A 24,424-nucleotide genomic window follows, 5' to 3' on the forward strand; every position below is an offset into this window, starting at 1 on the left:
GCCTCATTCGCACCCCGGCAACTTTGGCTGTTTTCATGTATTAAGGTGTTGGTCTAAGAAAAAACTCATCGCGCTCGTGGGGTAAAGGCGCGCAAAAAGGAACCTATTTAAGGTGGCGCTATTTTCGCGCGAAGTTGGGGTAAAGGACTTTGAGAAGTGGATTGATCGGGCTGGTAGCCCAAGCTGCAATCGTCGCAGCAAGCGCGGCGCCCGCTGCGCAGGTATATTCGGGCGATCTGGTTGTTTTGGGCAATGCTTGCGTCGGTCTGTGCGCCGAGTGCACCTTCTGAAGCGCTCGTCCTCAGTGAAAACAACACACGTATCGCGTTCGGCTCGACGGACGGCATGCGGATGACCGCGAACCAATCGTCAAACGGTGGCTTGTCCGGCTTCTTCTTCGATGCACCGCAAAGCGGGACTTATTCAGACGGTCCGGTGGCTGTCACGGGTTATGCGCTCAACGGGACCGTGGAAACCGATGGGCGCCTCAAGGTCGCTGCGGCAGATTTCGCAACGCTTGCAACGCGATCCGCGTATGCGCCCGGCGGCACGGATGCCACCTTGACGTTGGATTCGAACCCGCTGGACGGAAACGCCTATATCTACCTGCCTGCCGGGAGCTATGCCAGTTACGGCTCGAGCGGTCCATACGTCATCAATACCGGGCCGGTCGTCGCGCAGGACGAGAGCGGCAACCCAATCACCGCCTCGGGCACGTACACCACTCACGCACCGTTCGTCGGGTTTCTGGCTGGAGACGGCGGTGTCACCTTGGGTGAGTCCAGCACGGCGACTGCAGGGCAGGTTTCTGTCGGATCATCGGGCGTGACGCGGCGAATTTCCAACGTCGCCGACGGAATTGAAGCGAGCGACGCAATCACTGTCGGGCAGCTGTCGCGTCTGAGCGGTGATGCAACGGCGCAGTCGCAACGCATTGACCGACTTGAGAATGATCTCACGACGATGAGCGCGATGAGCGTTGCCGTTTCCGCATTGACGGCCAATCCGCGCGGCACGGGCGCGCCCGCACTCGCGATCGGTCTCGGACATTATGACGGTGTCAGTGCCGTCGCCGCCGGGGTGGTTTTCCAAGTGGCAAGCCACGTGACTTATAGGGTCGGGTTCGCTGACACGACCCGTTCTGATGCGCAAATTACTGTCGGAGGCGTCTTTACATGGTAAAATATTCACTTCCCGCGGCCGCAATGGTGCTGCTTGCGACCGGGACTGTATCGCAAGCGGCCGAGGTCGTTTCGCAAGACATCGTCGTGATGGGTAGCGCCTGTGTCGGTTCGGGTTGCACCACGTCGACCGACTTCGGTTACAACACCATCATCGTCAGCGGCGACAGCCCGACGATCCTGTTCAACGACACGAGTTCTTCGTCCGCTTTCCCGACGACGGACTGGTCCGTCGGAACCAACGCGGGCGTTTTCGCAATCACGAATGTCGACACCGGGCAAAACGTGATGCAGGTAAGCTCCACCGGGAACGGGGTTGCTCTGGGCGCGGGCTCGACGCTGGTCGAAGGCGCGATTTCGGTCGGATCCGAGACGAACAAGCGGCGGATCACGAACGTGGCCGACGGCGTCGCTGCGAGCGACGTGGCAACCTACGGCCAGCTGCTGGCGGCGATGGATGCGGCGGGCCCGGCGAACAATGCGCTGATCCAGAAAAACGACCAGCGCATCGACAAGTTGAGCGATGAAGTGTCCCAGGTCGGCGCGATGTCTTCGGCGTTTTCGGCGCTGAGCATGAACCCGCGCGGCGAGGGCGACAATTTTCTTTCGATCGGCCTTGGCAACTACGCCGGAACGTCGGCTCTCGCGGTAGGTTCCTACCACTTCCTCGATGGCAATCGCATCTTTCTGAACACAGGCGTTGCGCGCGCGCTGGACAACGGAGCCCACACCGCCGTGCGGCTGGGGGTCACCTTTGGCGGGTAAGGCGGTTCTGCTCGGTTCGCTTCTGCTCGCTGGCGCTGCATCGGCGGGAGAGAGCTTCGGCAGCTGGGACGTGACCTGCTCGGACGGCCAGATTTGTATGGCCGAACAGGTAAATCAGGACAAGACCGGCGAAACGGTGATGCGCACGGATATCGCGCCGGTCGAGGGCGGTCTGGTCTTACAGGTGAAAGTGCCCGCCAACGTTCGCCTGACGGAGGGGCCATGGCTCACGGTCGACGGCGTCTATATCTCGGACTTGAAATTCGAGAACTGCGCAAACGGCTGCCTCGCGCGCGTCGCTCTTCCGTCTGCACGAGCCGCGGCACTAACTCAGGGAAAGCAGGCGATGATTACCGTGACGGGGCTGGATGGTCGGCGCATCGGGATTCCGCTTTTGCCGACTGGGCTCTCAGACGCAATCACTTCGATCAAGAGTAAGAAATAGCAAGTCGCAATCGGCTGACCTCCAACGCTTTTGGCGTCGATGGGGCGTGCGATATCTTCTCGTGCTCCGCGTCCGCCGCGTTAATGTTTACATAATATTTATTACGGGCGGTTTAGGCGTGTAGCGACACAGTTCTAAACTGGGTTGCGACAATTCCTCTATCTTGCTGAAAAGCAAGGAGAAGGAAGATGGCACATACTGAGCTGGATTTGTGCGAGCGACGAGTGATCGAAGAATGCTGAACGCAAAGATGCCGATCAGGCGGATTGCAGCGGAACTCGGTCGTCATCGCTCGAGCGTCTACCGTGAGATCAAGCGCAACGGTTTTGTCGACAAGGAACTGCCGTATCTCAGCGGCTACTACGGCGTGGTTGCCCAAAGGACAGCTTCGGACCGGCGCTCCAGACGACGGAAGCTGGTTCGGTGCCCGGATTTGCGGCAAGCGGTGATTGCACAGCTGAAGGCTGGATGGTCGCCCGAACAAATCGCCGGGCGCCTGATCTTTGAAGAACAGCGACAACGGGTCAGCCACGAGACGATATACAGCTTCGTCTATGGTCCAGATGGCCAGTCTGAGGAGCTTGCGCGTCACCTCCCAAGTCGCCGGAAGAGACGCCAACCACGCTATGCACGCAGGCCACGAGGCCTTGTTTTCCCACCAGATCGTTCAATCCACCAACGACCGGAGCATGTGCAAACCCGCGAGACCTTCGGGGACTGGGAAGGTGATCTGATGATCTTCGAGCGGGCCTGGGTAATGCCAACATTGCATCACTGATCGAACGAAAGACCCGCTTCGCTGTCCTGTTCCGGAACAACGACAGGAGCACCACGCATCTGATGAACCGGCTCATAGAGGTGATGGAGCCCCTGCCCCAGCCTGCTCGCAGATCTATCACCTTCGACCGAGGGATTGAGTTCCGAAACTGGCGCAAGCTACAGCCCGGGATCGGCACCGAAGTCTGGTTCTGCGATCCCCAGGCTCCCTGGCAGAAAGGATCGGTAGAGAATCTGAACAAGAGAGCGAGGCGCTACCTGCCACGGGACACGCCCGTGGCGGCGCTCTCAAATCGCAATATGAAGGCGATTTGCGAGCGCCTGAACGGAAAACCGAGGAAGTGCCTCGGCTACAGAACGCCCGCCGAGGCATTCAGAGACGAAATGATGAAGCTGAGATAGTGGAGCTGTCGCAACTACCCGTGAGCCGCCATTTATCCAGCAGGCTTCGCCCGCTACCGCCTCCCTGCGGACACAGCCCTGACAGCACCCGTCTTACCGATGCCGCTCATATTGATGCAAAGTCATCGCTTGGTCGGGAGGCCACGAGATAGGTCCACCAGATTTGCGCCGTGCCCCCGCCACGCCTCCCCTCGAGAGTGTTACCTCCGAACACAAGTGTGCTAATCCCATAGAGATCCTGAAACCTGTCGGTCCATGGCCGGCGGAGATTTTCCTGGAAAGGGAACTCAATGCCCCGCTCGGAGCCGACTCTCACCGTCTTTCGCAACCAGACCTTCCGCATGCTCTGGATTGCGACCCTCGCCTCCAATTTCGGAGGTCTGGTTCAAGCTGTGGGGGCCGCATGGATGATGACGGCTCTGACCTCGTCCCAGAGCATGGTAGCTCTGGTGCAGGCGTCCGTCACTCTACCGATCATGGTCTTCTCGCTCGCGGCAGGCGTTTTCGCCGACAATTACAACCGCAGAAAAATCATGATCGTCGCACAGTCGTTCATGCTGCTCGTCTCGGTAACCCTTGCAATACTGGCCTACGAAGAGCTTCTGACCGCGCCTCTCCTTCTCGCATTCACCTTCCTGATCGGCTGCGGCACGGCGCTGCATAACCCGTCCTGGCAGGCCTCTGTCGGCGATATCGTGACTCGCGATGAATTGCCCGCCGCCGTGTCGGTGAACAGCATGGGCTTCAACATGATGCGAAGCATCGGCCCTGCGGCGGGGGGGCTGATCGTGGCGATCGCAGGCGCAGCGGCGGCCTTTGCGGTGAACGCGCTAAGCTACGTCGCGATCATCGCGGCGCTGTTCAACTGGCGGCCCGCCATGCCACCCCGAAGCCTACCACCAGAGCCTCTGGGCCCTGCCTTTGCTGCCGGGCTACGCTATGTCGCCATGTCGCCGAACCTTATCCGTGTCATCCTGCGCGGCTTCCTGTTCGGACTCTCGGCAGTCGCGATCCAGGCGCTTTTGCCGCTGGTCGTGCGAGACCACCTGCACGGTGGCGCGTTCGGTTATGGCCTGTTGCTTGGATGTTTCGGGCTGGGTGCTGTTTTTGGCGCATTGGGGAATGCGCAATTCCGGGCACGTTTTCAAAGCGAACATATCACGCGGATCGGGTTTCTCGGCTTTGCCGCGAGCTCCGCCGTGCTCGCCCTGAGCGACAGCATAGTGATCTGTGCCATCGCGATGCTTTTCGCCGGAATCTGTTGGGTCATCTCGCTCTCGCTTTTCAACGTAACGATGCAACTCTCGACACCGCGATGGGTGGTGGGGCGTGTGCTGGCGCTCTACCAGACCGGTGTTTTTGGGGGCATGGCAGGCGGAAGCTGGCTCTGGGGCACCCTGGCGGAAACCTTCGATCTTCAGCTTGCCCTCCTGTGCGCCGCCGCAATGCTTGTGATCGGCGCCGGGGTGGGACTTCTCGCGCCGCTCCCCGATTCCGAGTATCTGGATCTGGCCCCCCTGAACCGCTTCAAGGAGCCATATCTCCGGCTCGATCTGAGACAGCGCAGCGGGCCGATCATGATCCTTGTCGATTACGACATCGCTCAGGAAAACGTTCCCGACTTTCTCGCGCTGATGAGCGAACGGCGGCGAATCCGGATCCGCGATGGCGCCCAGCAATGGTCGCTGCTTCGGGATCTCGAAAATCCGGACATCTGGACCGAAACCTATCATGTGCCGACCTGGGTGGAGTATGTTCGACATAATGAACGCCGGACCCAGGCTGATCGCGACGTGACGGACCGCCTTATCGCCTTGCACAAGGGGGAAGAGCCGGTCCGGGTCCACCGGATGATCGAACGACAAACAGTCTCGAAGCACGACGACACGCCCTTGAGATAGTCAATGCCATCGAAGGACGAAAAGTTACGCCCTTTCGAACAGATCCCTCGTAACGGGGAGCGGATCACGAACTTGCCAACTTAGCTGAAGCTGATGCGAGATCTTTGGTAGCAGGGATGTTTGTTGCCCGCTTCCGCGTTGGCGCGACGTTTGTTTACCCAAAGCGAACCGTCCGAAAGTATAGGAGTGCTATTGTCGGACATGGTCAAAGTCGTTGACCTGACGGAAGAGAGGGCGCGCGGCCGGGGGTGTTTCTTCGTTTGCGGCTTTCACCGCGCCCGTCGCGACCAGACCGGTCGGCGAAGCTTTCATGCAAATGTTCTGTCGCGACATCGCGGGTAGACCCTCGTTCTTCTCCAGGTTACCACACGCACACCTATACCGCGGCGCGTAGTATCACGGTGACGGAGGCCACCATGTGGCCCAACAGAATTCGTAATGTTGTATACCCCATCAACGAGTGAACGCGAAAGATCCTCTCAGCCTCAGTATTAATTTCTATTATTGTCCGTGGGTTGCAAGGCAAAACTTGCTTTCTCTGCACGTGACCCCTTCCTGATTTCACTATTTACATGTAGAGCGGAATAGACGCGGGACAGGCGCATACCTCTCAAGAAAAGCCGAGCCCGGCTTGGCCGCGAGGTGGGCTCCGTGCCGCCGTAAATTCCCTGCGCGTTTCCGCGTCTATTCGGGCTATGACATGACCAGACTCTTTCTCATCGCCGACGATCTTACCGGCGCGCTCGATAGTGGAGCCACCTTCGCCGCGAGGGGCGCGCAGGTTCGCGTGGCGCGTACGGTCGCGGATTTTCCCGAAGCGCTCGAATGCGGGGCCGATGTCATCGCCGTCGCCACCGGGACGCGCGACGGCTCCCGCGAGGCCGCCCGGGAGTGCCTGCAGGAGGTGCGCGCCCTGCTGGCGGGCCGTGAGGGGCTGATCTTCAAAAAAGTCGACAGCCGCCTGAAGGGCCATATCCGCGACGAACTGGAAGTTCTGCTCGACGGGCGGACCAAGGAGCTGATCGCAACCCCCGCAGTTCCCGCGCTTGGCCGCTATTGCGAAAGCGGCCACGTAACCGGGACCGGCATCGACACCCCGATCCCGGTGGCAGAGAGGCTGGGCCGCCCTGCGGTGATCCTCGATGCCCGCATTCGGGCCGAGTTGGACGCGGCCGTCCCCGACAATCCGGCGACAAAGGATTACGTCGGCGCGGCGGGGCTCGCGGCGGCACTGGCGCATAGACTCTGGCCGGGGACCGCGTCGGATCCGGCCTTACCGCCCCTGCCCGCGCCAGCCTTGCTGGCGATCGGGTCGCGCGATCCGATTACCCTGGCGCAGGTCGCAGCCCTGTCTGGCGTGCCGCTCGCCGCCGCCCCCAATGGCGAGGTGCCTTCGATCCTCGCGGCCCCGGTTCAGGTGGTCCAGATGACGCCCGGCGCAACACGCGTCGATCCCGCGCGGGCGGGAGAGAAATTCGCGCAGGGAATCGCGCGGGCGGTGAGCGAAATTCCCGTAGCCACGCTTTTCGCCTGCGGTGGCGAAAGCGCGAATGCGATCCTGGGCGCGCTCGGTATCGGGCAGCTCGATCTTATCGGCGAAGAACAACCGGGCGTACCACGCGCCCAAGCTCTTCATTCGGGGAAAGTTTTTGAAATCGTGACGAAATCGGGCGGCTTTGGCCCGCCCGACACAGTTGTAAAACTTGTCAAATCGCTAGCCGAACGGTAGGTTTTCCTCGACTCCCAATGGATGGACCTGATGACCGCCAACAAAACCACCTCGCGCATCCCGCTGGCCGACAAGGTCTATCACAGCCTGTTCAGCCGGATCTCGAACGGGGATTATCCGCCGAACCAGAAACTGCCGCCAGAGAACCAGCTGGCGGAAGAATTCGGCGTCTCCCGTCCGGTTCTGCGCGCCGCGCTGGAGAAGCTGCGCGAGGAGGGCACCATTTATTCCCGGCAGGGCGCGGGCAGCTTCGTGCGCCCGATCCACATCGCCCCCTTGGGTTTTGCCAAGGTCGAGACGCTGGCCGATATCCAGCGCTGCTACGAATTCCGTATCACCATCGAGTCGCAGGCCGCTGAACTGGCCGCTGGACGTAGAAACGAAGCGATCCTGCACGACATCGAGGAGGCGCTCGATCAGCTGCGTGCCGCAACCGGGTCGCTGCAACACCGCGAGGATGCGGATTTCGCGTTCCACCTCGCCATCGCGAAAGCCGCGAACAACCAGTATTTCGAAGCCACGCTGCGGGCGCTGCGCGATCATGTGAATGTCGGGATGAAGCTGCATGGCGACGCGCTGATGAGCGACGGCAAAAAGGGGCTCGAGGGAGTTCTGGCCGAACATACCGCGATCTACGAAGCGGTGCGCGACGGTCGGGCCGAAGCCGCCCGCGATCTGATGCGCGCCCATCTGGAGCATTCGCGCGACCGGCTGTTCGGCGGCGGTCTGCTTGATCTGCGGATGGAGGCGACGGGCACGGCATAAGCCCGGCCGGCATCGCTTCGGATTAGACCCTGAATACAAAAACGGCGCCCCGAGAGGCGCCGTTTGTCATTAGTGGCAAATGTCGCGGCGCGCTCAGCCCCGGGCTTTCGCGAGTTGGTCGGCGTAAGACAGCGCGGAGAGCATATTCGCGTGGTTCGCCTTACCCGTGCCCGCGATATCGAACGCCGTGCCGTGATCGACCGAGCAGCGGTCGATCGGCAGCCCCAGCGAGCAGTTCACCGCCGTATCGAAGGCGATCAGCTTGATCGGGATATGGCCCTGATCGTGATACTGCGCCACGATAAGGTCGAACGCCCCCGAATGTGCACGATAATAGACGGTATCGGCAGGGATCGGACCGACCACGTTGATCCCCTCTTCCTGCGCCGCTTTCACGCCGGGAGTGACCTGCAGATCGTCCTCGTTGCCGAACAGCCCGCCCTCGCCGCAATGCGGGTTGATGCCGGCGACCGCGATGCGGGGCTTCTCGATCCCCATACGGCGTAGGTGGTTATGGCCGATGCGGATCGTCTCCAGCACCCGCTCGGGGGTAGCACGGTCGATCGCATCCTTCAGCGACACATGGGTCGAGACGTGGATCACGTTCAGCGTCGGCGAAGCCAGCAGCATCCACGAGGATTTGCACCCGGTCAGATGCGCAAGCATTCCGGTATGGCCGTCGTAATGGTGGCCCGCCGAATTCAGCGCCGCCTTGTTGATCGGGGCGGTGACAATGCAGGCCGCCTCGCCGCCGGAGGTCATCTTCACCGCGCGGTCGATATAGCGGAAAGAGGCCTCGCCGCAGGCGGGCGACAGAACGCCGAATTCGCCCGGAAGGCCTTCGACCGGCTCGTGGATCACCGCGAGCGAGCCCGCTGCCCCCTCTTCGCCATGCGCATGCAGCCCGAGGTCGAGATCGCAGACGACGCGGGCGCGTTCCAACGTGTCGCGATCCCCGATGACGGCATATTGCGCACGGCGGTCAGCAGGCAGCGTCGCGATCGCCTTGAGCGTAACTTCCGCGCCGACGCCCGAAGGATCGCCCATGGTGATGACGATGGGTTTGCTCTGATTTGACATGTCCGTTCCTTTGATGCTCGGGTCTCAGCCCAGCTTGTCCGCGTTGAGACAGCGGGCGGGCATTTCCCCCCCGATCAGCGTCTTGATATCTTCGATGACCATCAGCCCGACATTCTCGAGCGCCTCGAGCGTATCGGCCCCGGAATGAGGCATGAAAATCACGTCCTTGTGCGAGAAAACCGGGTGGCTGATATCCGGCGGTTCGGTCACATAGGCGTCGATCGCGACTCCGCCGAGCTGCCCGGCGTCGAGCGCGCGCGCCACGGCGTCCAGATCAACCACTTCGCCCCGCGCGAGGTTGATCAGCGACGCGCCCGGCTTCATCTGCGCAAGCGTGGTCTCGTTGATCAGCGCGGCGTTATCCGGCCCGCCGAAGACATGCAGCGAGACGTAATCGGACTGCGCCAGCAGATCCTCGAGCGCGACATAACGCACGTCCCATTCGGCGGCGAATTCCGCATCCTGATAGGTGTCGGTCGCGATGACCTGCATCCCCAGACCGCGCGCGAGCTTCGCCAGCCGCTTGCCGATATTGCCGAGGCCGACGATGCCCAGAACTTTGCCGCCCAGCTGGCTGCCGATGCGGCGTTCCCAGCCGCCGCCGGTCACGCTGACATGGCCCTGCGGGATTTTCCGTGCGAGCGCAAACAGGAAGCCGACCGCCAGCTCCGCCACCGCATCGGCATTCGCGCCGGGGGTGTTGGTCACGGGCAGCCCTGCGGCGGTGCAGGCGGGAATGTCGATATTGTCGGTGCCCACGCCATGTTTGAGCACGCCTTTCAGCTTGCTGCCCTGCGCGACGGTCTGGGCGGTGACGGGCACGAGGCCCACCACCAGATAATCCGCCTCGGTGATGCGTGCGGCCACCTCTGCCTCATCGGCGCAGCGGATGAACGTCCAGCTTTCGGACTCGATCATCGCAGGCACGCGGCCATGCTTGCCGAACCCCGGGGAGGTCGTGAGAACAGTGGTCATTCCTTCAGGCCCCGCGCCTTGAGGATTTCAACGATTTTTGCGTCCTGCTCGGCATCGGGCAGCAGCGCCGGTTGGCGCGACATTCCGACCGAGGCATCGTTCAGATAAAGCGCACGCTTGACCAGCGCGGGCGGGAAACCAAGCGCGTAGAGGTCCTTGCGCAGACCAGCGAAGTTCTCCTGCGCAGTCTTGGCGGCTTCCATGTCGCCCGAGTTGAAGCCGGAGATGATCTGCGCCAGCACGTCGGGCGCCACGTTGCCCAGACCGGAGACGACACCTGCGCAGCCCTCTTCGAGGCCCCAGAGAACGAGGTGATCGGGGGCGCAATAGACCTCGAATTCGCCGACTTCCCTGGCCACGGCGAGATATTCCAGCACCGTCTCGGTCGAGCCGCCGCTATCCTTGATTCCGGCAATGTTCGGGTGACGGGCCAGAACCTTGCAGGTCTCCGGCTCGATATGGTTCTGGGTCCGCGCCGGGATGTCGTAGAGATAGACCGGGGTCTTCACCGCATCGGCGATGGTGGTGAAGTGGCGGATCAACCCGTCCTGCGTACAGGCGATGAAATAAGGGGTGATGACCGCGACCCCGTGCAGACCAAGGCCGTCCACCGCCTTGGCGAGCTGCAGCGTCTCGAAAGTCGCGGAGCAGCCGATATTGGCGATGACCTTCACGCGGCCCGCGACTTCGTCCATCACCTCTTCGATCAGGCGGATCTTCTCGTCATGGGTCAGGGCGGTGAAATCGCCATTGGTGCCGCAGACCATCAGATCATTGCCCGCCGCGACCTGACGGCGCACCTGTGCGCGGGTCGCCTCGTAATTGACCGTCTCGTCCTCGTTGAAACAGGTGACGAGGGCGACGTGAGCATTGCGTGACATGGGTATTATCCGTCCTGATTGTTGAGAGCGTCCCGTGCGGCGGCGCGGCGCGCGGCATACCACGGCCAGAGAAGCGAAAGCACCGAGAGTGCGAGGAAAAGAAGCGTGATCGGCCCCGAGAGGAAGTCAAAGACGTTGTCGCCCGCCTGCAGAAGGCCACGGCGCAGGTTCGCCTCCATCATCGGGCCGAGGATCAGCGCGATACACAGCGCCGCCTGGCTGAAGCCGAATTTTTGCATCCCCCAGCCCAGCACGCCGAAGCCCACCATCGTGTAAAGGTCGACCGGGTTCAGGTTGATCGCGAAGGAGCCGATGAAGCAGAAGATGACGATCGCGACCGCGAGAATATGGCGCGGGATCATCAGGATCCGCGAGAAGACCGGGATCAGCAGCATCCCGAAGATGAACATGAAGATCGTCGCGATGAAGGTGCCGCCGAAGATGCCCACCACCACGTCCGGGTTGGTCTGGAAGAGCATCGGTCCGGGCGCGAGCCCCTGGATCATCAGCCCGCCCATCAGCACGGCTGTTACCACATCGCCGGGCACGCCAAGCGCCAGAAGCGGGATCAGCGCCGCGGCGCAGACTGCGTTATTGGCACTTTCGGTCGCGCAGATGCCGGGGGCGTAGCCAGTGCCGAATTTCTCCGGCGTGCTGGAGGCGCGGCGCGCTTCGTTATAGGAAATCCACGACGCGGTGCCAGAGCCAGTGCCGGGCACGATCCCGATCAGCGTCCCGATGATGGAGCCCCGCACCAGCGCACCACGGCTGTCGCGCATGTCCTGCCGCGAGGGCCAGCGGCCCTGCACGCTCAGGATCTTGCCCGTCCCGCCCTTTGCCAGCGTCTCGAGCTGGGTGAACACTTCGGACAGTGCGAAAAGACCGATCAGCGCCGGGGTAAAGGCAAAGCCCGAGGCGAAGCCCGAAATCCCGAACGTGTAACGCAACATCCCGGAGATCGGGTCGGCGCCAACGCAGGAAATCAGAATGCCGAGCATCCCCGAGATCACGCCCTTCAGGATATCTCCCGACAGCGAAGCGATGATCGTGAGGCCGAAGAAGGCCAGTGCGAAATATTCCGGTGCGCCGAATTTCAGCGCGATGCCAGCCAGTTGCGGCGCAAGCGTAGCGAGGATGACGGCGGCGAAAAGCCCGCCGATGGTCGAGGCGATCGTGGCGAGACCGAGCGCCTTGCCCGCCTCGCCGCGCGCGGCCATCGGGTAGCCGTCCAGTACCGTCGCTGCAGAGGCGGGCGTGCCGGGCGTGCGCAGCAGGATCGAGCTCACGCAGCCGCCATAGATGCCGCCGATATAGATCCCGATCAGCATGTTGAGGCCCATCACAGGCGTCATCCCGAAAGTCAGCGGGATCAGAAGCGCGACCCCCATCGTCGCCGTCAGGCCCGGCAATGCGCCGATGATCAGCCCGCCCAGCGTGCCGAGCGCGATCGCCCAGAGCGTGTTGGGCTGCAGAAGCGGGAGAAGATAGCTCAGAGTATCCATGAAGCAGGGCCATTCGAAAAGAAGATCCCCGGCGTCAGCCCGCCGGGGATCGGGGTAGGTCGGATCAGTTGTTCATTCCGGTCATGCCGAGATCGTCGAGCACGCCTTTGGAAACTTCGCTGTCATGCTCGGCGCGAGCCTTGAACGTCTCCGGGTCTTCGTAGGTCACGAACTCGCCCATCGCGGTCATCTTGTCCTTGAACTCTTGGTCCTCGGAGGCCGCTTTCACCGCGTCGACCAGCTTCGAACGCACGTCATCCGGCAGGCCCTTCGGCGCGATGATGCCTTTCCACGACGACCAGGTAAAATCGACACCTTCTTCGGTCGCGGTCGGCGTGTCGGGGAACAGGTCGATGCGCTTGTCTTCCATGACGAAGATCGGGGTCATCTGACCGGCTTTCGACGCGGCCAGCGCCTCGGCGGGCGAAGCGACCATCGCCTGAATGTGGCCACCGACACAGGCGGTGCGCGCATCTGCGGAGCCCGGATAGGGCACGCTTTCGATCTTGATGTCCGCCTGCTTGGCGAAGGCTTCGGCGGAGACCTGGTTCGCGCCGCCCGCGCCCGAGTTGCCGACCTGAACCGGCTGCTCCTTGGCGTATTTCATGAAGCTGTCCCAGTCGGTGAACGGCGCGTCGGCACAGGCCACGAAGACCTGAAGGCTACGGGCATAGAGACCGATGAAGTCGACATCGTCGAGGGTGTAATCAGTGCCGCCGATATGCGGCTTGATGGCGAGCGGGCCCTGCGCACCCGCGCCGAGCGTGTAGCCGTCGGGACGGGCGTGCAGCGTGGCCGAGGTGCCGATCGAGCCGCCACCGCCGGGCTGGTCGCGCACAACGACGGTCGCGCCGTCGATGTGGCGCTTCAGGCTGTCAGCCATCAGGCGCATGCCGAGATCGGTGCTGCCGCCAGCCGAATAGGGCACGATGATCTGGATCGGGCGCTCGGGGAATTCCGCAAGCGCCGGTGCGGCGACGAGCGTTGCAAGCACGCCAAGGGTCAGAACTTTCTTCATGGTCTCCTCCACTTTTGAAACAGGAAAACGGGTTCGCGGATCAGGGCAGCCAAACCTGCAGCAGCCGCGTGAACCCGAGATAGATGGCGCCGGTCAGAACGATCGGCACGAGGATCAGCACCAGCGGGCGGCGTTCACGGAACAGCAGCAACCCGAGCACGAAAACGATCACGGTCGAGGCTAGATATCCGAGGGTCATGAACGCTGCGGCATAGGCAATCAGCAGCACCGTCAGCAGGCCCATCCGGACCAACGTTCCGCGATCGGGCATGTCGATCTGGGCCCCGCCGGTCAGCCCGCCGCGCCGCAAAGCTCGGGCGATCATCACCAGAGCCAAAATCGCCAGGCCGCCGATCATCAACCACGGCATGAAGGTCGCCCCGGCGATGGTGCCGGTTTCGACCGTGCGGACCAGAAGGGATCGCCATGCCGCGAAAGCGCAGAGCGCCAGCAGGCCGAACCCGATCCAGATATCGCTTTTACCTTCGTTCACGCGACTCCTCCTGAGCGATCGGCGACCTCTGCGCCTCGGTAAAACTCGGTCCCGACCCTCGTCGTCGCGGGGTCTGCTGTCAAGACACTTTTGTAAACTTGTTTCGCTGAGCAACTGGCTTCGGAAACTCGACACCGTTTGCTTGCTTCGGTAAGCGATTGTTTTTCCAAAGATTACCGAATCCTTGCCCACGCCACGCCGCGACAAACCTAAAATTCATATGTTGACAAATTTTCCGTCGACACCTTGAATACCTCCAAATTGAGCGGGATCGTACAGAGTTTTTGATGGCGCGAGCCCGCAACGCAAACCAGATGACAGCCGGAGCCCCATATGGCCAATGCACTCACCGATACAATCACTCTTCTGCGGCCGTCGGCCCTGCACTTCGGTGAAGGCGCGCTTGCCAATCTGCCGGGCTGGGTCGCCGAGCGTGGCTATGCCAAGCCCTTCGTGATCGCCGATCCGGTGAATGCTAACCGTCTCGAGCGCCTCGGTCTCGGCGAAGTCGGCTGCTTCGGTACGGTGCAGCCCGAACCCGACCGTAACAACCTGATGGCGGCGGTCGCTGCCGCCAAGGGCGCGGATGTGATCATCGGCTTCGGCGGCGGCTCGGCGATGGATCTGGCGAAGCTGGTGGCCGTGATGGCGGGCACCGATCTGCAGCTCTCAGAGATTTCCGGCCCGAACCGCGCCCCGGCCCGCAAGGTCGGACTGGTGCAGGTGCCGACCACGGCGGGCACTGGCTCCGAGGTCGGCACGCGCGCGCTTGTGACCGATCCGGACACGCTGGCCAAGGTCGCCACCGAGAGCACGCACATGCTCGCCGATATCGCGATCATCGATCCGATGCTGACGCTAAGCGTGCCGCCGATGGTGACGGCGGCGACCGGCGTGGATGCGATGGCGCATTGCGTGGAAGCCTTCACCTCGAAGCGCGCCCACCCGATCATCGACGCCTATGCGTTGCAGGGAATCGAACTCGTCGGCAAGCACCTGAAGACGGCAGTGACGGATGGCGACAATGTGGCTGCGCGTGCGGGGCTCTCACTTGCGGCCTTTTATGGCGGCGTCTGCCTCGGGCCGGTCAATACGACTGCTGGTCACGCGCTCTCCTACCCGCTCGGCACGCGCCACAAGATGGCCCACGGCATCGCCAATGCCTTGATCTTCCCTCACGTTCTGGCGGCCAATAGCGCGGCGGCACCGGAAAAGACCGCGCAAATCTGCGCCGCGCTCGGTTTCGAGTTCGGCGATGAAGATGCGGTGCGCGCTCGCGCCACGGCGTTCTGTTCCGATCTTGGTCTCGATATGCGGCTGCGGGCGCATGGCGTGCCGGAAGACGATCTCGCGACGATGGCGCAAGAGGCGCATGGCATCCGCCGTCTGCTCGACTGGAACCCGCGCGATCTGTCGGTCACCGAGATCGAGGCGATCTACCTCGCAGCTTATTGATCCCGAACGCCACGGCTGCCAGCCGCGTGACTAACAGATAGGGACGGCGGGGCGCGTAGCTGTCAAGCCGTGTCTTTTAACCCGAGCGGTCCGCGCATTACACAGGCGCGAGTCAAACGTGCCCTGTGCGAGAATCCATGTCTCGCGCGCGCGCATACGACAAAATTCCGACTCCGGTTTCCACCTCACGAAACAGTGACGCGGCGTCGCTTTGCTCACGCGCCCGTCGCGATAGGTGGATAAGAAGGTGTGACAGCCTGTCGCACCCGTGAGCGACCGACGCCGACGCGGCTCCGAGCGCAAGGAACAAGCCTTCTCCCGACGCTTCGGCCGCTCGGCACATAGAGACAGGAGATTTCAAGTGACCGATTTGCCAGGACGTCCTTCTCGGCGCGGCTTTCTCAAAGGCTCTGCAGCTGGTGCGGCCTTGGCGGTGATTGCCGCCTCGGCTGAGGCGCAGACTAAGGAAGAGCTGCCGCCGCTCGAGGACTATGAACCCAGCTATTTCACCGCCGAGGAATATGCCTTCGTCATGGCCGCCTGCGACCGCCTGATCCCAGCGGATGGCGACGGCCCCGGCGCGCTCGAGACCCGCGTGCCGGTCTTCATCGACCGCCAGCTTGCCGGAGATTTCGGCGCGGCTGCGGATTGGTATATGGAAGGCCCGTTCCAGCCCGATGCCGACCCGCTTCTGGGTTATCAAAGCCCGCTGACCCCTGCCGAAGTTTACCGCGCGGCCATCCCGGTGTTCGAGCAATGGTGCCAGGACAAGCACGGCAAAGGCTTTGCCGATCTCGATGCGAAGACGCAGGACGCCGCGCTGACGTCGCTCGAGAAAGGCGAGGTTTCGCTCAAGCCCGAGCAGCGCGATTTCTTCTCCCTCCTGCTGCAGAACACCAAGGAAGGCTATTTCGCCGACCCGATGTATGGCGGCAATCACGGGATGAAAGCCTGGACCTATGTCGGCTTCCCCGGCGCGCGCGGCGCCTACACCGAATGGGTTTCACGCTTCAACGAGACCTACCCGCTCAGCGCGGTCGACATTGCAGGCGAGAGGGCGTGAACCATGGCTAGAACTGATCCGAAAAAAGACGTCGTGATCATCGGGCTCGGCTGGACCGGCTCGATCCTCGGGATGGAGATGGCGAAGGAAGGGCTTGAAGTGCTGGCGCTCGAGCGCGGCGAAGACCGCGACACGATCCCGGACTTCCAATATCCGGGCGTCATCGACGAGCTGAAATACGCGATCCGCTACGGCTTCATGCAAAAGCCGCGCAAGTCGACCCTGACGATCCGTCACGGCGTGAACGACACCGCCCTGCCCTACAGGCATCTGGGCTCGTTCCTGCCCGGCGATGGCGTCGGCGGAGCCGGTATCCACTGGAACGGCCAGACCTGGCGCACGCAACCGGCCGAGCTGCGCCTGAAATCCTATGTCGAAGAGAATTTCGGCGCCGACATTATTCCCGAGGACATGCAGATCCAGGACTGGGGCGTGACCTACGAGGAGCTTGAGCCGCATTACGACCGGTTCGAGAAGCTGCTGGGCATCTCGGGCAAGGCAGGCAACCTGAACGGCGACATTCAGGAGGGCGGCAACCCGTTCGAGGGGCCGCGCTCCAGCGAGTATCCCAACCCTCCGCTGGCCAACACCTACGACTCCGAACTGTTCGCCGATGCCGCCCGCAAGAAGGGTCTCCACCCCTTCCCGCGCCCCGCGGCGAATGCGAGCCGCGCCTATACGAATGAATACGGGATGCAGCTAGGGGCCTGTAACTATTGTGGCTTCTGCGAGCGGTTCGGCTGTCTGAACTACTCCAAGGCGTCGCCTCAGACCTGCGTTCTCGGCGCGCTGAAGCGGATGCCGAATTTCAGCTACAAGACGAATTCGGAAGTGCTCAAGATCGAGAAGGCCGCCGACGGCAAGACCGCCAAGGGGGTGACCTATTTCGACGAGAAGAGCGGCGAAGAGGTTTTCCAGCCTGCGGATCTCGTTTTGGTCTGCGCCTATTCGCTACACAATGTGCATCTACTGCTGCTGTCCGATATCGGCCAGCCTTATGATCCTTCAACCGGTGAAGGCGTCGTCGGGCGCAACTATTGCTACCAGATGACCGGGGGCACCTCGCTCTACTTCAAGGACAAGAAGTTCAATCCGTTCATCGGCACCGGCTCTGGCGGGATGTCGATCGACGATTATTCGATCAGCCAGATCGACTTCGCCAAGGAAGGTTTCATCGGCGGCTCCTACATCACAGCGGGCCATAGCGGCGGGCGTCCGATTGGGCAGCTTTCCACGCCACCCGGCACGCCGAAATGGGGTCAGGGTTGGAAGGAAGCCGCAGGCGAGTGGTATAACCACAAGATGGGCATCGGCTCGCACGGGTCGAACATGTCCTATCGCGACTGCTATCTCGACCTCGATCCGACCTACAAGGACCGGCACGGGCGCCCGCTGATGCGGATGACCTTCAACTGGAAGGCCAACGACATCAAGATGACACAGTTCATGAAGAGCAAGATCGAGGATGTCGCGACCAGCATGAATCCCGACAAGATGGCGTCGGGCTACAAGAAGGAAGGCTCGCAATACGACACCACGATCTACCAGAGCACCCATAACGTCGGCGGCGCGGTGATGGGCACCGATCCCAACACCTCGGTGATCAATCGCTACCTGCAAAGCTGGGATTGTCACAACGTGTTTGTCATGGGGGCTTCGGCCTATCCGCAGAACACCCAGTATAATCCGACGGGACCGCTGGGGGCGCTGGCTTATTGGGCGGTCGATGCCTTGCGCAACGACTATCTCAAGAACCCCCGGCCGTTGATGTGAGAGGAGAGAGAAAATGAAAACCTTCCTCCGCATCATCGCAGCGCTGATCGTGCTTGGCCTGATCGTCCTCTTGGCGATCATCTTCGTGCCCGTGCAGCGCACGAAACCGACAGAAGACGTCGCGGCGGATTGGACGCCCGACAAGGGTGCTCCGCTCTATGCCGCGCGGATGAGCGATTGTGCCGCCTGTCACACCTCCGAGGGCGGCAAGCCCTTCGCAGGCGGCAAGGCCATCGAAAGCCCGATGGGGGCGATCTATGCGTCGAACATCACCCCCGACAAGAAAACCGGCATTGGCAACTGGACGCTTGCCGATTTCCGCGCGGCCCTGGTCGACGGCGTGGATGACGAGGGCAACCATCTCTACCCGGCGATGCCCTACGAGAACTATCGCCACCTGAGCGAGAAGGACGTCCGGGCGCTCTACGACTACTTCATGAATGACGTGAAGCCGGTCGAGAACGAGGTGCAGGAAACGTCGCTCTCCTTCCCGTTCAACCAGCGCTGGGGCATTCGCCTGTGGAACTGGGCCGCGCTCGACGATCCGGGCTTCCACCCCTCGGATGCAATTTCCGGCGACGATCAGCTCGCTCGCGGGGCTTATCTCGTGCAGGGGCCGGGACACTGCGCCGCCTGTCACAGTCCGCGCAACGCGATCATGGCCGAGGATGGCAAAACAGCCTCCAGCGACAGCTTCCTCAGCGGGGGCGAGATCGACGGCTGGTCCGCGCCCGATCTGCGCGATGCCGGAGCGCCCGCGCAAATGTGGTCAGCCGATCAGCTCAAGGCCTATCTCACGACGGGCCGCAACGCGCATAGTGCCGTCACAGGCGAGATGGCTCTCGCAGTCGAGCATTCGCTGCAATACATGACCGACGAGGATGCCGACGCGATGGTTGCTTATCTGCGCAAGATCCGGCTGGGCAACGTCGAAGAGGGTTCGAAGGCGGAAATGACCGCCGAAGACCCGACGAAACTGCCGAACCGTGTCGAGCGGGTGGACAGTGCCAAGGACGACACCACGGCCATGCTGGTCGCGGGCAAAGACCTTAGCCCGGGCGCGCGCCTCTACATGGACAATTGCGCGGCCTGTCACTTCAGCGACGGCAAAGGATCGCCCGGCGTGTTCCCCTCGCTCGGAGGCAACTCGCTCGTAACGGCAGATCAGACCGCCGGCCTGATCGACGTGATCCTGAACGGAGCGGCGATGCCCTCCACTGCAACGCGTCCCGAAGCTCTCAAGATGCCAGGCTTCGCACATCGTCTGAGCGATGAGGACGTCGCCCAGATCGCAAGCTTCCTACGTGGAGCTTGGGGCAATGATGCAGGCAGCGTCGACTCCTCGGCGGTGACGAAACTGCGCGACGAGAAAGAGTGATCCCTCGCGGGGCCGGCGTTGTCGGCCCTGCATTCTTTCGTCCCGTCCCGGGCTGGCTTTCAGCTCATTGCTTCGAGGTGGGGCGCTTTCGGGCAGCGAAAAACAAGTTGGCGATCCCGTCGAAACAGCTTCGTCGAGTGAACCCGCCGCAGACCGACGCCTCGACGAAACGCACAGATTTGCGGGGTTTTTTCATATCTCGCAAAGAGGCCCCCAAACATATCGCCGATGTATGTTTGGGGACCTTTGTGCGGCGCGAGTCAAAACAAACACGCTTGCGGGAATTCGCATATCGGACTGTGCGAGAGGGTCGAAACGATGCCCCCGAAAGCTTGACCCTGACGGTCAAGACTGAAGCGCAGCTGGAGAACCAGGAGCCTTTCGAGTTTAGGACATGCCCGGCAGATTTCTGCCGCCCGAGTCCTTCGGTTTCGTCGCCAAATCAGGCTGCGACGGGAGTCCGGACCTTATCGTTTCGAACGAAGTAGCGCGACCCGCCCTTCTCGGAGGATTTGCTGAAGCCTGTCTCCACATCTCGGTCAGCTTGACCATAAGGTCGAGAAGCTTCGCGAGGGAGAAGCTGACCTAATGGGATGAACTGCCTTCCCACCAAACGTTGCTATCATTGCGGGCAGAGGTGGAGAGAGGAGCATCTGATGGACATCGAGGTTCTGGGCATTGATCTGGGCAAGACCGTTTGCAGTCTTGCGGGGCTGGATGAAGCGGGAGCGGTTGTGTTTCGCAAACGGCTCCAGCGGCATCGGCTGTTGGACTTTCTTACTACGCTCCCGCCTTGCGTGGTTGCGATGGAAGCCTGCGGCGGGGCGCATCACATCGGGCGCTTTTGTCTTGAGAAGGGACATGAGCCTCGGTTGATGTCGCCGCTCTATGTCCGGCCCTATGTGAAGGTTCACAAGAATGACGACCGTGATGCGGAGGCGATTGCCGAAGCCGCGACGCGCCCGACGATGTCATTCGTTGCGATCAAATCGGAAGAACAGCTCGACCTTCAGGCTTTGCACCGTGCGCGGGAGCGCCTCGTGTCGGACAGGACGCGCTTGATCAACCAGGGTCGAGGCTTCTTGATGGAACGCGGCATTCGGGTTGGCACTGGGCGCCACGTCTTCCAAAAGGAACTTGCCAGATTGGCTGCAGAGGGCGCTTCCGATCTTTCCCCGCGAATGCGCCTGCTGGTGACTGACATGGCGTCAGAACTGGGCGTGATCAATGAGCGGGTCGCGGCGATCGATACCGAAATCAAGGCGCTGGCCAGGACAGATGCCGATATGCAGCGCTTGATGGAGATCCCCGGCATCGGTCCGACGATTGCGACAGCGCTCGTAGCAGCTGTCGGCACCGGCAGCTCTTTTGGCAAAGGTCGTGATCTTGCCGCATGGCTTGGTCTGGTGCCGCGGCAGGTCACGACAGGTGGCAAGGCCAAGCTGATCGGCATCTCGAAACACGGTAACCGATATTTGCGTAAGCTCTTCATCCACGGAGCTCGAACGGTGCTGCATCTCGTGCGTGACAGGACGTCGCCAATAACGGCTTGGGCAGACGCTTTGAAGGGGCGAGCGCATGTGAACGTCGCGGCGGTCGCCATGGCCAACAAGATGGCACGTATTGCCTGGGCCGTTCTGACGAAGGGTGAGAGATATCGGCCGAATGCCATGAGCGGCCTGTAGTCGGGCAAACGCGCAACCGGACAAAGGAATCTGCGAGCGAGGAGGAGATGGACCAACGACCGATCGGCGTCCTGCAAGTCTGACGGGGGGCATGGCCCTTGAGTGCCGATGAGCTAACGAGACACAGGACGCGCGACTTCCCATCTTGGTCAGGGGCAACTCGAACGGCCCCTAAGAAAGACCGAATACATAGAAGCAGGGTCAGCGGCGCATCGACAAATCACTTGCAGGGGAAGGCAGTTCATACATGCCCCCCTTGGGGCCCTCGTTCATAACGAGAGTCTGCAGGTTTGAGATTGGTAGTCGGATCGGTTGTTGTGGGCAAGCGCGCCGGGCGCGGAGCCCTCAAATTGCTCAAGCATCCGGCGCGCTTCGAGCGGCGTCTGGTTTCCCAGAGACGAGTGCGGTCTGACGGCGTTGTAGTCGTAGCGCCAGAGCGCCAACTTGCGCCGGGCATCGTCCAGTGTGTCGAAGATCTCCTCGTTTAATAATTCGTCGCGCAGGCTTCCGTTGAAGGACTCGATGAACGCGTTCTGCTGCGGCTTGCCGGGGTCGATGTAGTGCCAGGGAATGGCGTTCTGGTCGGCCCATCTCAGGATGGCCCGGCTGGTGAACTCCGTCCCGTAGCACGTCCGGAAGCCGGCTGTTTTAGAAGGTTATGGCCGCGCGCGGAGCCCTCCCATCGCGCAGCGGGCGGCCATAACCGGGCTTGGGTCTCTATAGTGGTTTTGGGAACCACACCACAGAGGAGACCGGCTATGACCAAGGTTCAACATACTGCGGATGCCCGTGTTCTGGTAGGCATCGACATTTCCAAACACCGCCACGAGGTGTTGATTGCCGCCCCTGGCAAGCGGCGCCGGCGGCGACTGACCATCACGAACACCGTGGACGATATCGACCGTCTGATTGCCTTGCTCGGAGATTACAACTCTCCGGTGCAGATAGGCTTCGAGGCCACCGGCAACTATCATCGGGCGCTGATGTATCGGCTTGGCGCCGCGGGGTTCGATCTCAAGCTCGTCTCATCGATCGCGATGGCGCGGACCCGTGAAGCCCTGCACAACAGCTGGGACAAGAACGATCCGAAGGACGCCCAGGTCATCCTTCACATGCTGCAGATCGGGGCGACCCAGATCTTCCTGGACCCTCTGCGTGCCGGCACCAACGACATTCAGGAATTGTCGAAGACGCACGAGATCGTCTCGCGAGCCAAGACGGAACTGTGGCACCGGATACAGGGTCACTACCTGCCGCTCTACTTTCCTGAGGCGACACGTTTCCACCGCAGCTCGCGCAGCGACTGGTTCCTGGCCTTTCTCGAGATGTTCCCGTCGCCGCATCTGATCGCCGCGATGGACAAGGAGGCCTTCATTGCCGCGGCCTGGCAGGTGGTCGGGCGCAAGGTCTCCAAAACTGCCCTCATCTCGGACATTTACGAGACCGCACGCTGCTCGGTCGGCCTGCCGGTCGCGGAAGACTCCGATGCCTTGCGCATGTTCCGGATGGTGCTCGCTGAGGGGCGCAGCCTGATCCGCCAGCGCAATGCGATCGAGGACCGTGCCGTCGAGCTGCTCGGCGATCACCCTGACTACCGGCTGCTCACCTCTGTTCCGGGCATCGGACCGATCAACGCGCTGACGATCCTGGCCGAGGCCGGGGATCTGCGCCGCTTTCCCCACCATCGTCAGTTCCTGAAGTTCTGCGGCATGGATCTCGCCACGGTCCAGTCCGGCATGTTCCGCGGCCAGAGCCGGATCTCGAAGTATGGTAATGCCCGGCTGCGACGCACGCTCTGGATGGCCGGCCAGACCGCCGTGCTCCAGCGCACCAACAGCTTCCGGGACAAGTTCGAGCGCTATATCGCACAGGACCGCCACAACCCGCATCTCAGGCGCAAAGCCTACACAGCTGTCGCAGCCAAGATGGCCCGAACCATTCACGCCGTGATCAAATCCGGCGCCCCCTATCGCCCCTTCTTCGAAGGGGTGAGCCCAGGCGGAAGGACCCCTCTCTGTCGTGCCGTGGAGGCAGTCCGCTGACCTCGTAGATAATGTTCGGGCCTTTCGCTTGGGAATTCGGATCTCGTCTTGAGGACGGTGAGGGCGGCGCTCAGGCTGACCCTGTGTTTGCTATGGGAGAGACCACTTCTTGACGGCGAAGCCCGCCTGGGCAACCATCGACAGGGTGTCCGACCGTTCGGATGCCCCGTGACCCAATGCCTAAAACGGCAAATTCTTCCCGACGTAGGACGTTGTCGCTGACAATGCAAGCAGGCTTTCCGTAGATCCGCACCAGCGCATCGAGTTCACGGGCAACACGCTTGCCCGATATGCTGGTATCGGCGACCAGGCACAGGTTCTCTCTGCAACAATCGTCGATCACGGCCAAAATACGGAACTTGCGCGAGGCGCCGAAGCTGTCCGCCAGGAAGTCGAGCGACCAGCGCGCATTGGGATGCGCCGCCGCAGGCATCGGCGTGCGTGACCCGCGAGCCCGCTTGCGTCCACGCCGTCGCTTCACCGATAGCCCTTCCTCGCGATAGAGCCGATACAGCTTCTTGTGGTTCATGGTCATGCCCTTGCGCTCAAGCAGGATGCCGATCCGGCGATAGCCAAACCGGCGCCGCTTCCCGGCGATCTCCTTCATCTCCTCGCGGATCTCGGGGCAGTCCGGCGGGCGTGTGCGCCGGACCGTCTTGGGGTCGACACCGACAAGCTGGCAGGCCCGACGCTGCGAGATGTCATGATCCCGCATCGCCCTGAGCGCCGCCTCTCGCCGCCTGATCAATGTCGTCAGTTCTTTCCCAGCAGATCCTTCAGAACCACGTTGTCGAGCATGGTGTCGGCCAACAGACGTTTGAGCTTGGCGTTTTCGTCTTCGAGCGCCTTCAGCCTGGCTGCCTCGGAGAGCTCCATGCCACCATACTTGGCCTTGAACTTGTAAAAGGTCGCCGGGCTGAGGCCATGCCTGCGGCACACATCAGCTGTCGGCATGCCTGCCTCCTGCTCCTTGATCATCCCAATAATCTGCGCCTCGGTGAAACGGCTTTTTCGCATTCGTCTGCTCCTTCAGAGTTTGATCTGATCCCCGGAAACTGGACCGTTTGAAGCTGGAGTTTTCCGCTACGCTTCCTTGGCTGGAAGAGGAGTGGAA

Annotated in this window: 18 protein-coding genes and 3 pseudogenes; 13 read left to right on the forward strand and 8 right to left on the reverse strand. The window is 61.9% G+C overall.

The genetic code is table 11. The features are described from left to right. Positions 1 to 240: 240 nt before the first annotated feature. The 7 genes and pseudogenes from BMI87_RS19895 to BMI87_RS19925 all read left to right on the forward strand — a co-directional run bounded on the left by BMI87_RS19895 (position 241) and on the right by BMI87_RS19925 (position 7,965). Positions 241 to 1,182, forward strand: a complete 942-nt coding sequence (locus BMI87_RS19895; protein WP_146681702.1) for a YadA-like family protein — start codon at positions 241 to 243, stop codon at positions 1,180 to 1,182. Next, a complete protein-coding gene (locus BMI87_RS19900) occupies positions 1,176 to 1,946 on the forward strand; it encodes a YadA-like family protein (protein WP_078523251.1) in 771 nt (256 codons plus the stop codon). The genes BMI87_RS19895 and BMI87_RS19900 overlap by 7 nt, the downstream gene beginning before the upstream one ends. Before the next feature lie 70 nt (positions 1,947 to 2,016). After that, positions 2,017 to 2,391 (forward strand): invasion associated locus B family protein, encoded by a 375-nt coding sequence (locus BMI87_RS19905; RefSeq protein WP_256376248.1) that lies wholly within the window; start codon positions 2,017 to 2,019, stop codon positions 2,389 to 2,391. A gap of 235 nt (positions 2,392 to 2,626) precedes the next feature. Beyond that, positions 2,627 to 3,570: pseudogene (locus BMI87_RS19910) on the forward strand (IS30 family transposase). A gap of 290 nt (positions 3,571 to 3,860) precedes the next feature. Further along, positions 3,861 to 5,471 (forward strand): MFS transporter, encoded by a 1,611-nt coding sequence (locus BMI87_RS19915; RefSeq protein WP_078523253.1) that lies wholly within the window; start codon positions 3,861 to 3,863, stop codon positions 5,469 to 5,471. A 700-nt stretch (positions 5,472 to 6,171) separates the two neighbouring features. Continuing rightward, positions 6,172 to 7,200 carry a four-carbon acid sugar kinase family protein gene (locus BMI87_RS19920; protein WP_078523254.1) on the forward strand — a complete coding sequence of 343 codons (1,029 nt, stop codon included), beginning with the start codon at positions 6,172 to 6,174 and terminating at the stop codon, positions 7,198 to 7,200. A 30-nt stretch (positions 7,201 to 7,230) separates the two neighbouring features. Continuing rightward, entirely contained in the window at positions 7,231 to 7,965 is a 735-nt protein-coding gene (locus BMI87_RS19925; RefSeq protein WP_078523269.1) for a FadR/GntR family transcriptional regulator, read from the forward strand. A gap of 93 nt (positions 7,966 to 8,058) precedes the next feature. Here the strand turns inward: BMI87_RS19925 and pdxA are convergent, their stop codons facing one another. The 6 genes from pdxA to BMI87_RS19955 all read right to left on the reverse strand — a co-directional run bounded on the left by pdxA (position 8,059) and on the right by BMI87_RS19955 (position 13,914). Then, positions 8,059 to 9,045 (reverse strand): 4-hydroxythreonine-4-phosphate dehydrogenase PdxA, encoded by a 987-nt coding sequence (gene pdxA / locus BMI87_RS19930; protein ID WP_078523255.1) that lies wholly within the window; start codon positions 9,043 to 9,045, stop codon positions 8,059 to 8,061. Positions 9,046 to 9,069: 24 nt separating this feature from the next. After that, on the reverse strand, positions 9,070 to 10,020 hold the full coding sequence (locus tag BMI87_RS19935) for a phosphoglycerate dehydrogenase (RefSeq protein ID WP_078523256.1): 951 nt from the start codon (positions 10,018 to 10,020) through the stop codon (positions 9,070 to 9,072). Next, positions 10,017 to 10,901: a 4-hydroxy-tetrahydrodipicolinate synthase gene (gene dapA, locus BMI87_RS19940; RefSeq protein ID WP_078523257.1), complete on the reverse strand. Its 885-nt coding sequence runs from the start codon at positions 10,899 to 10,901 to the stop codon at positions 10,017 to 10,019. The genes BMI87_RS19935 and dapA overlap by 4 nt, the downstream gene beginning before the upstream one ends. Positions 10,902 to 10,906: 5 nt before the next feature. Further along, positions 10,907 to 12,403: a tripartite tricarboxylate transporter permease gene (locus BMI87_RS19945; RefSeq protein WP_078523258.1), complete on the reverse strand. Its 1,497-nt coding sequence runs from the start codon at positions 12,401 to 12,403 to the stop codon at positions 10,907 to 10,909. Positions 12,404 to 12,467: 64 nt separating this feature from the next. Continuing rightward, positions 12,468 to 13,421 (reverse strand): tripartite tricarboxylate transporter substrate binding protein, encoded by a 954-nt coding sequence (locus BMI87_RS19950; RefSeq protein WP_078523259.1) that lies wholly within the window; start codon positions 13,419 to 13,421, stop codon positions 12,468 to 12,470. Positions 13,422 to 13,461: 40 nt separating this feature from the next. Then, complete coding sequence (locus BMI87_RS19955; RefSeq protein WP_088736290.1) at positions 13,462 to 13,914, reverse strand: tripartite tricarboxylate transporter TctB family protein; 453 nt, start codon at positions 13,912 to 13,914, stop codon at positions 13,462 to 13,464. Positions 13,915 to 14,247: 333 nt separating this feature from the next. Between BMI87_RS19955 and BMI87_RS19960 the strand changes: the two genes are divergently transcribed. The 5 genes from BMI87_RS19960 to BMI87_RS19985 all read left to right on the forward strand — a co-directional run bounded on the left by BMI87_RS19960 (position 14,248) and on the right by BMI87_RS19985 (position 21,268). Then, entirely contained in the window at positions 14,248 to 15,369 is a 1,122-nt protein-coding gene (locus tag BMI87_RS19960; protein ID WP_078523260.1) for an iron-containing alcohol dehydrogenase, read from the forward strand. Positions 15,370 to 15,730: 361 nt separating this feature from the next. Further along, positions 15,731 to 16,432: a gluconate 2-dehydrogenase subunit 3 family protein gene (locus BMI87_RS19965; RefSeq protein WP_078523261.1), complete on the forward strand. Its 702-nt coding sequence runs from the start codon at positions 15,731 to 15,733 to the stop codon at positions 16,430 to 16,432. 3 nt (positions 16,433 to 16,435) lie between these two features. Beyond that, positions 16,436 to 18,205, forward strand: coding sequence for a GMC family oxidoreductase (locus BMI87_RS19970; protein ID WP_078523262.1), 1,770 nt, complete (start codon positions 16,436 to 16,438; stop codon positions 18,203 to 18,205). A 13-nt stretch (positions 18,206 to 18,218) separates the two neighbouring features. Next, positions 18,219 to 19,583, forward strand: coding sequence for a cytochrome c (locus BMI87_RS19975; RefSeq protein WP_078523263.1), 1,365 nt, complete (start codon positions 18,219 to 18,221; stop codon positions 19,581 to 19,583). A gap of 656 nt (positions 19,584 to 20,239) precedes the next feature. Further along, positions 20,240 to 21,268 (forward strand): IS110 family transposase, encoded by a 1,029-nt coding sequence (locus tag BMI87_RS19985; protein WP_078523265.1) that lies wholly within the window; start codon positions 20,240 to 20,242, stop codon positions 21,266 to 21,268. A 269-nt stretch (positions 21,269 to 21,537) separates the two neighbouring features. On the opposite strand, the pseudogene BMI87_RS19990 reads toward BMI87_RS19985, so the two are convergent. Continuing rightward, positions 21,538 to 21,891: pseudogene (locus tag BMI87_RS19990) on the reverse strand (integrase core domain-containing protein); the annotation flags it as partial. A gap of 135 nt (positions 21,892 to 22,026) precedes the next feature. Here BMI87_RS19990 and BMI87_RS19995 point away from each other — a divergent pair. After that, positions 22,027 to 23,310 carry an IS110 family transposase gene (locus tag BMI87_RS19995; RefSeq protein WP_078523267.1) on the forward strand — a complete coding sequence of 428 codons (1,284 nt, stop codon included), beginning with the start codon at positions 22,027 to 22,029 and terminating at the stop codon, positions 23,308 to 23,310. A gap of 211 nt (positions 23,311 to 23,521) precedes the next feature. Here BMI87_RS19995 and BMI87_RS20000 read toward each other — a convergent pair. Next, positions 23,522 to 24,327, reverse strand: a pseudogene (locus BMI87_RS20000) (IS3 family transposase); the annotation flags it as partial. Positions 24,328 to 24,424 lie beyond the last annotated feature (97 nt).

It is taken from the genome of Thioclava sp. F28-4, from assembly GCF_002020045.1.
In the GTDB taxonomy this organism is placed as follows: Bacteria; Pseudomonadota; Alphaproteobacteria; order Rhodobacterales; family Rhodobacteraceae; genus Thioclava; species Thioclava sediminum.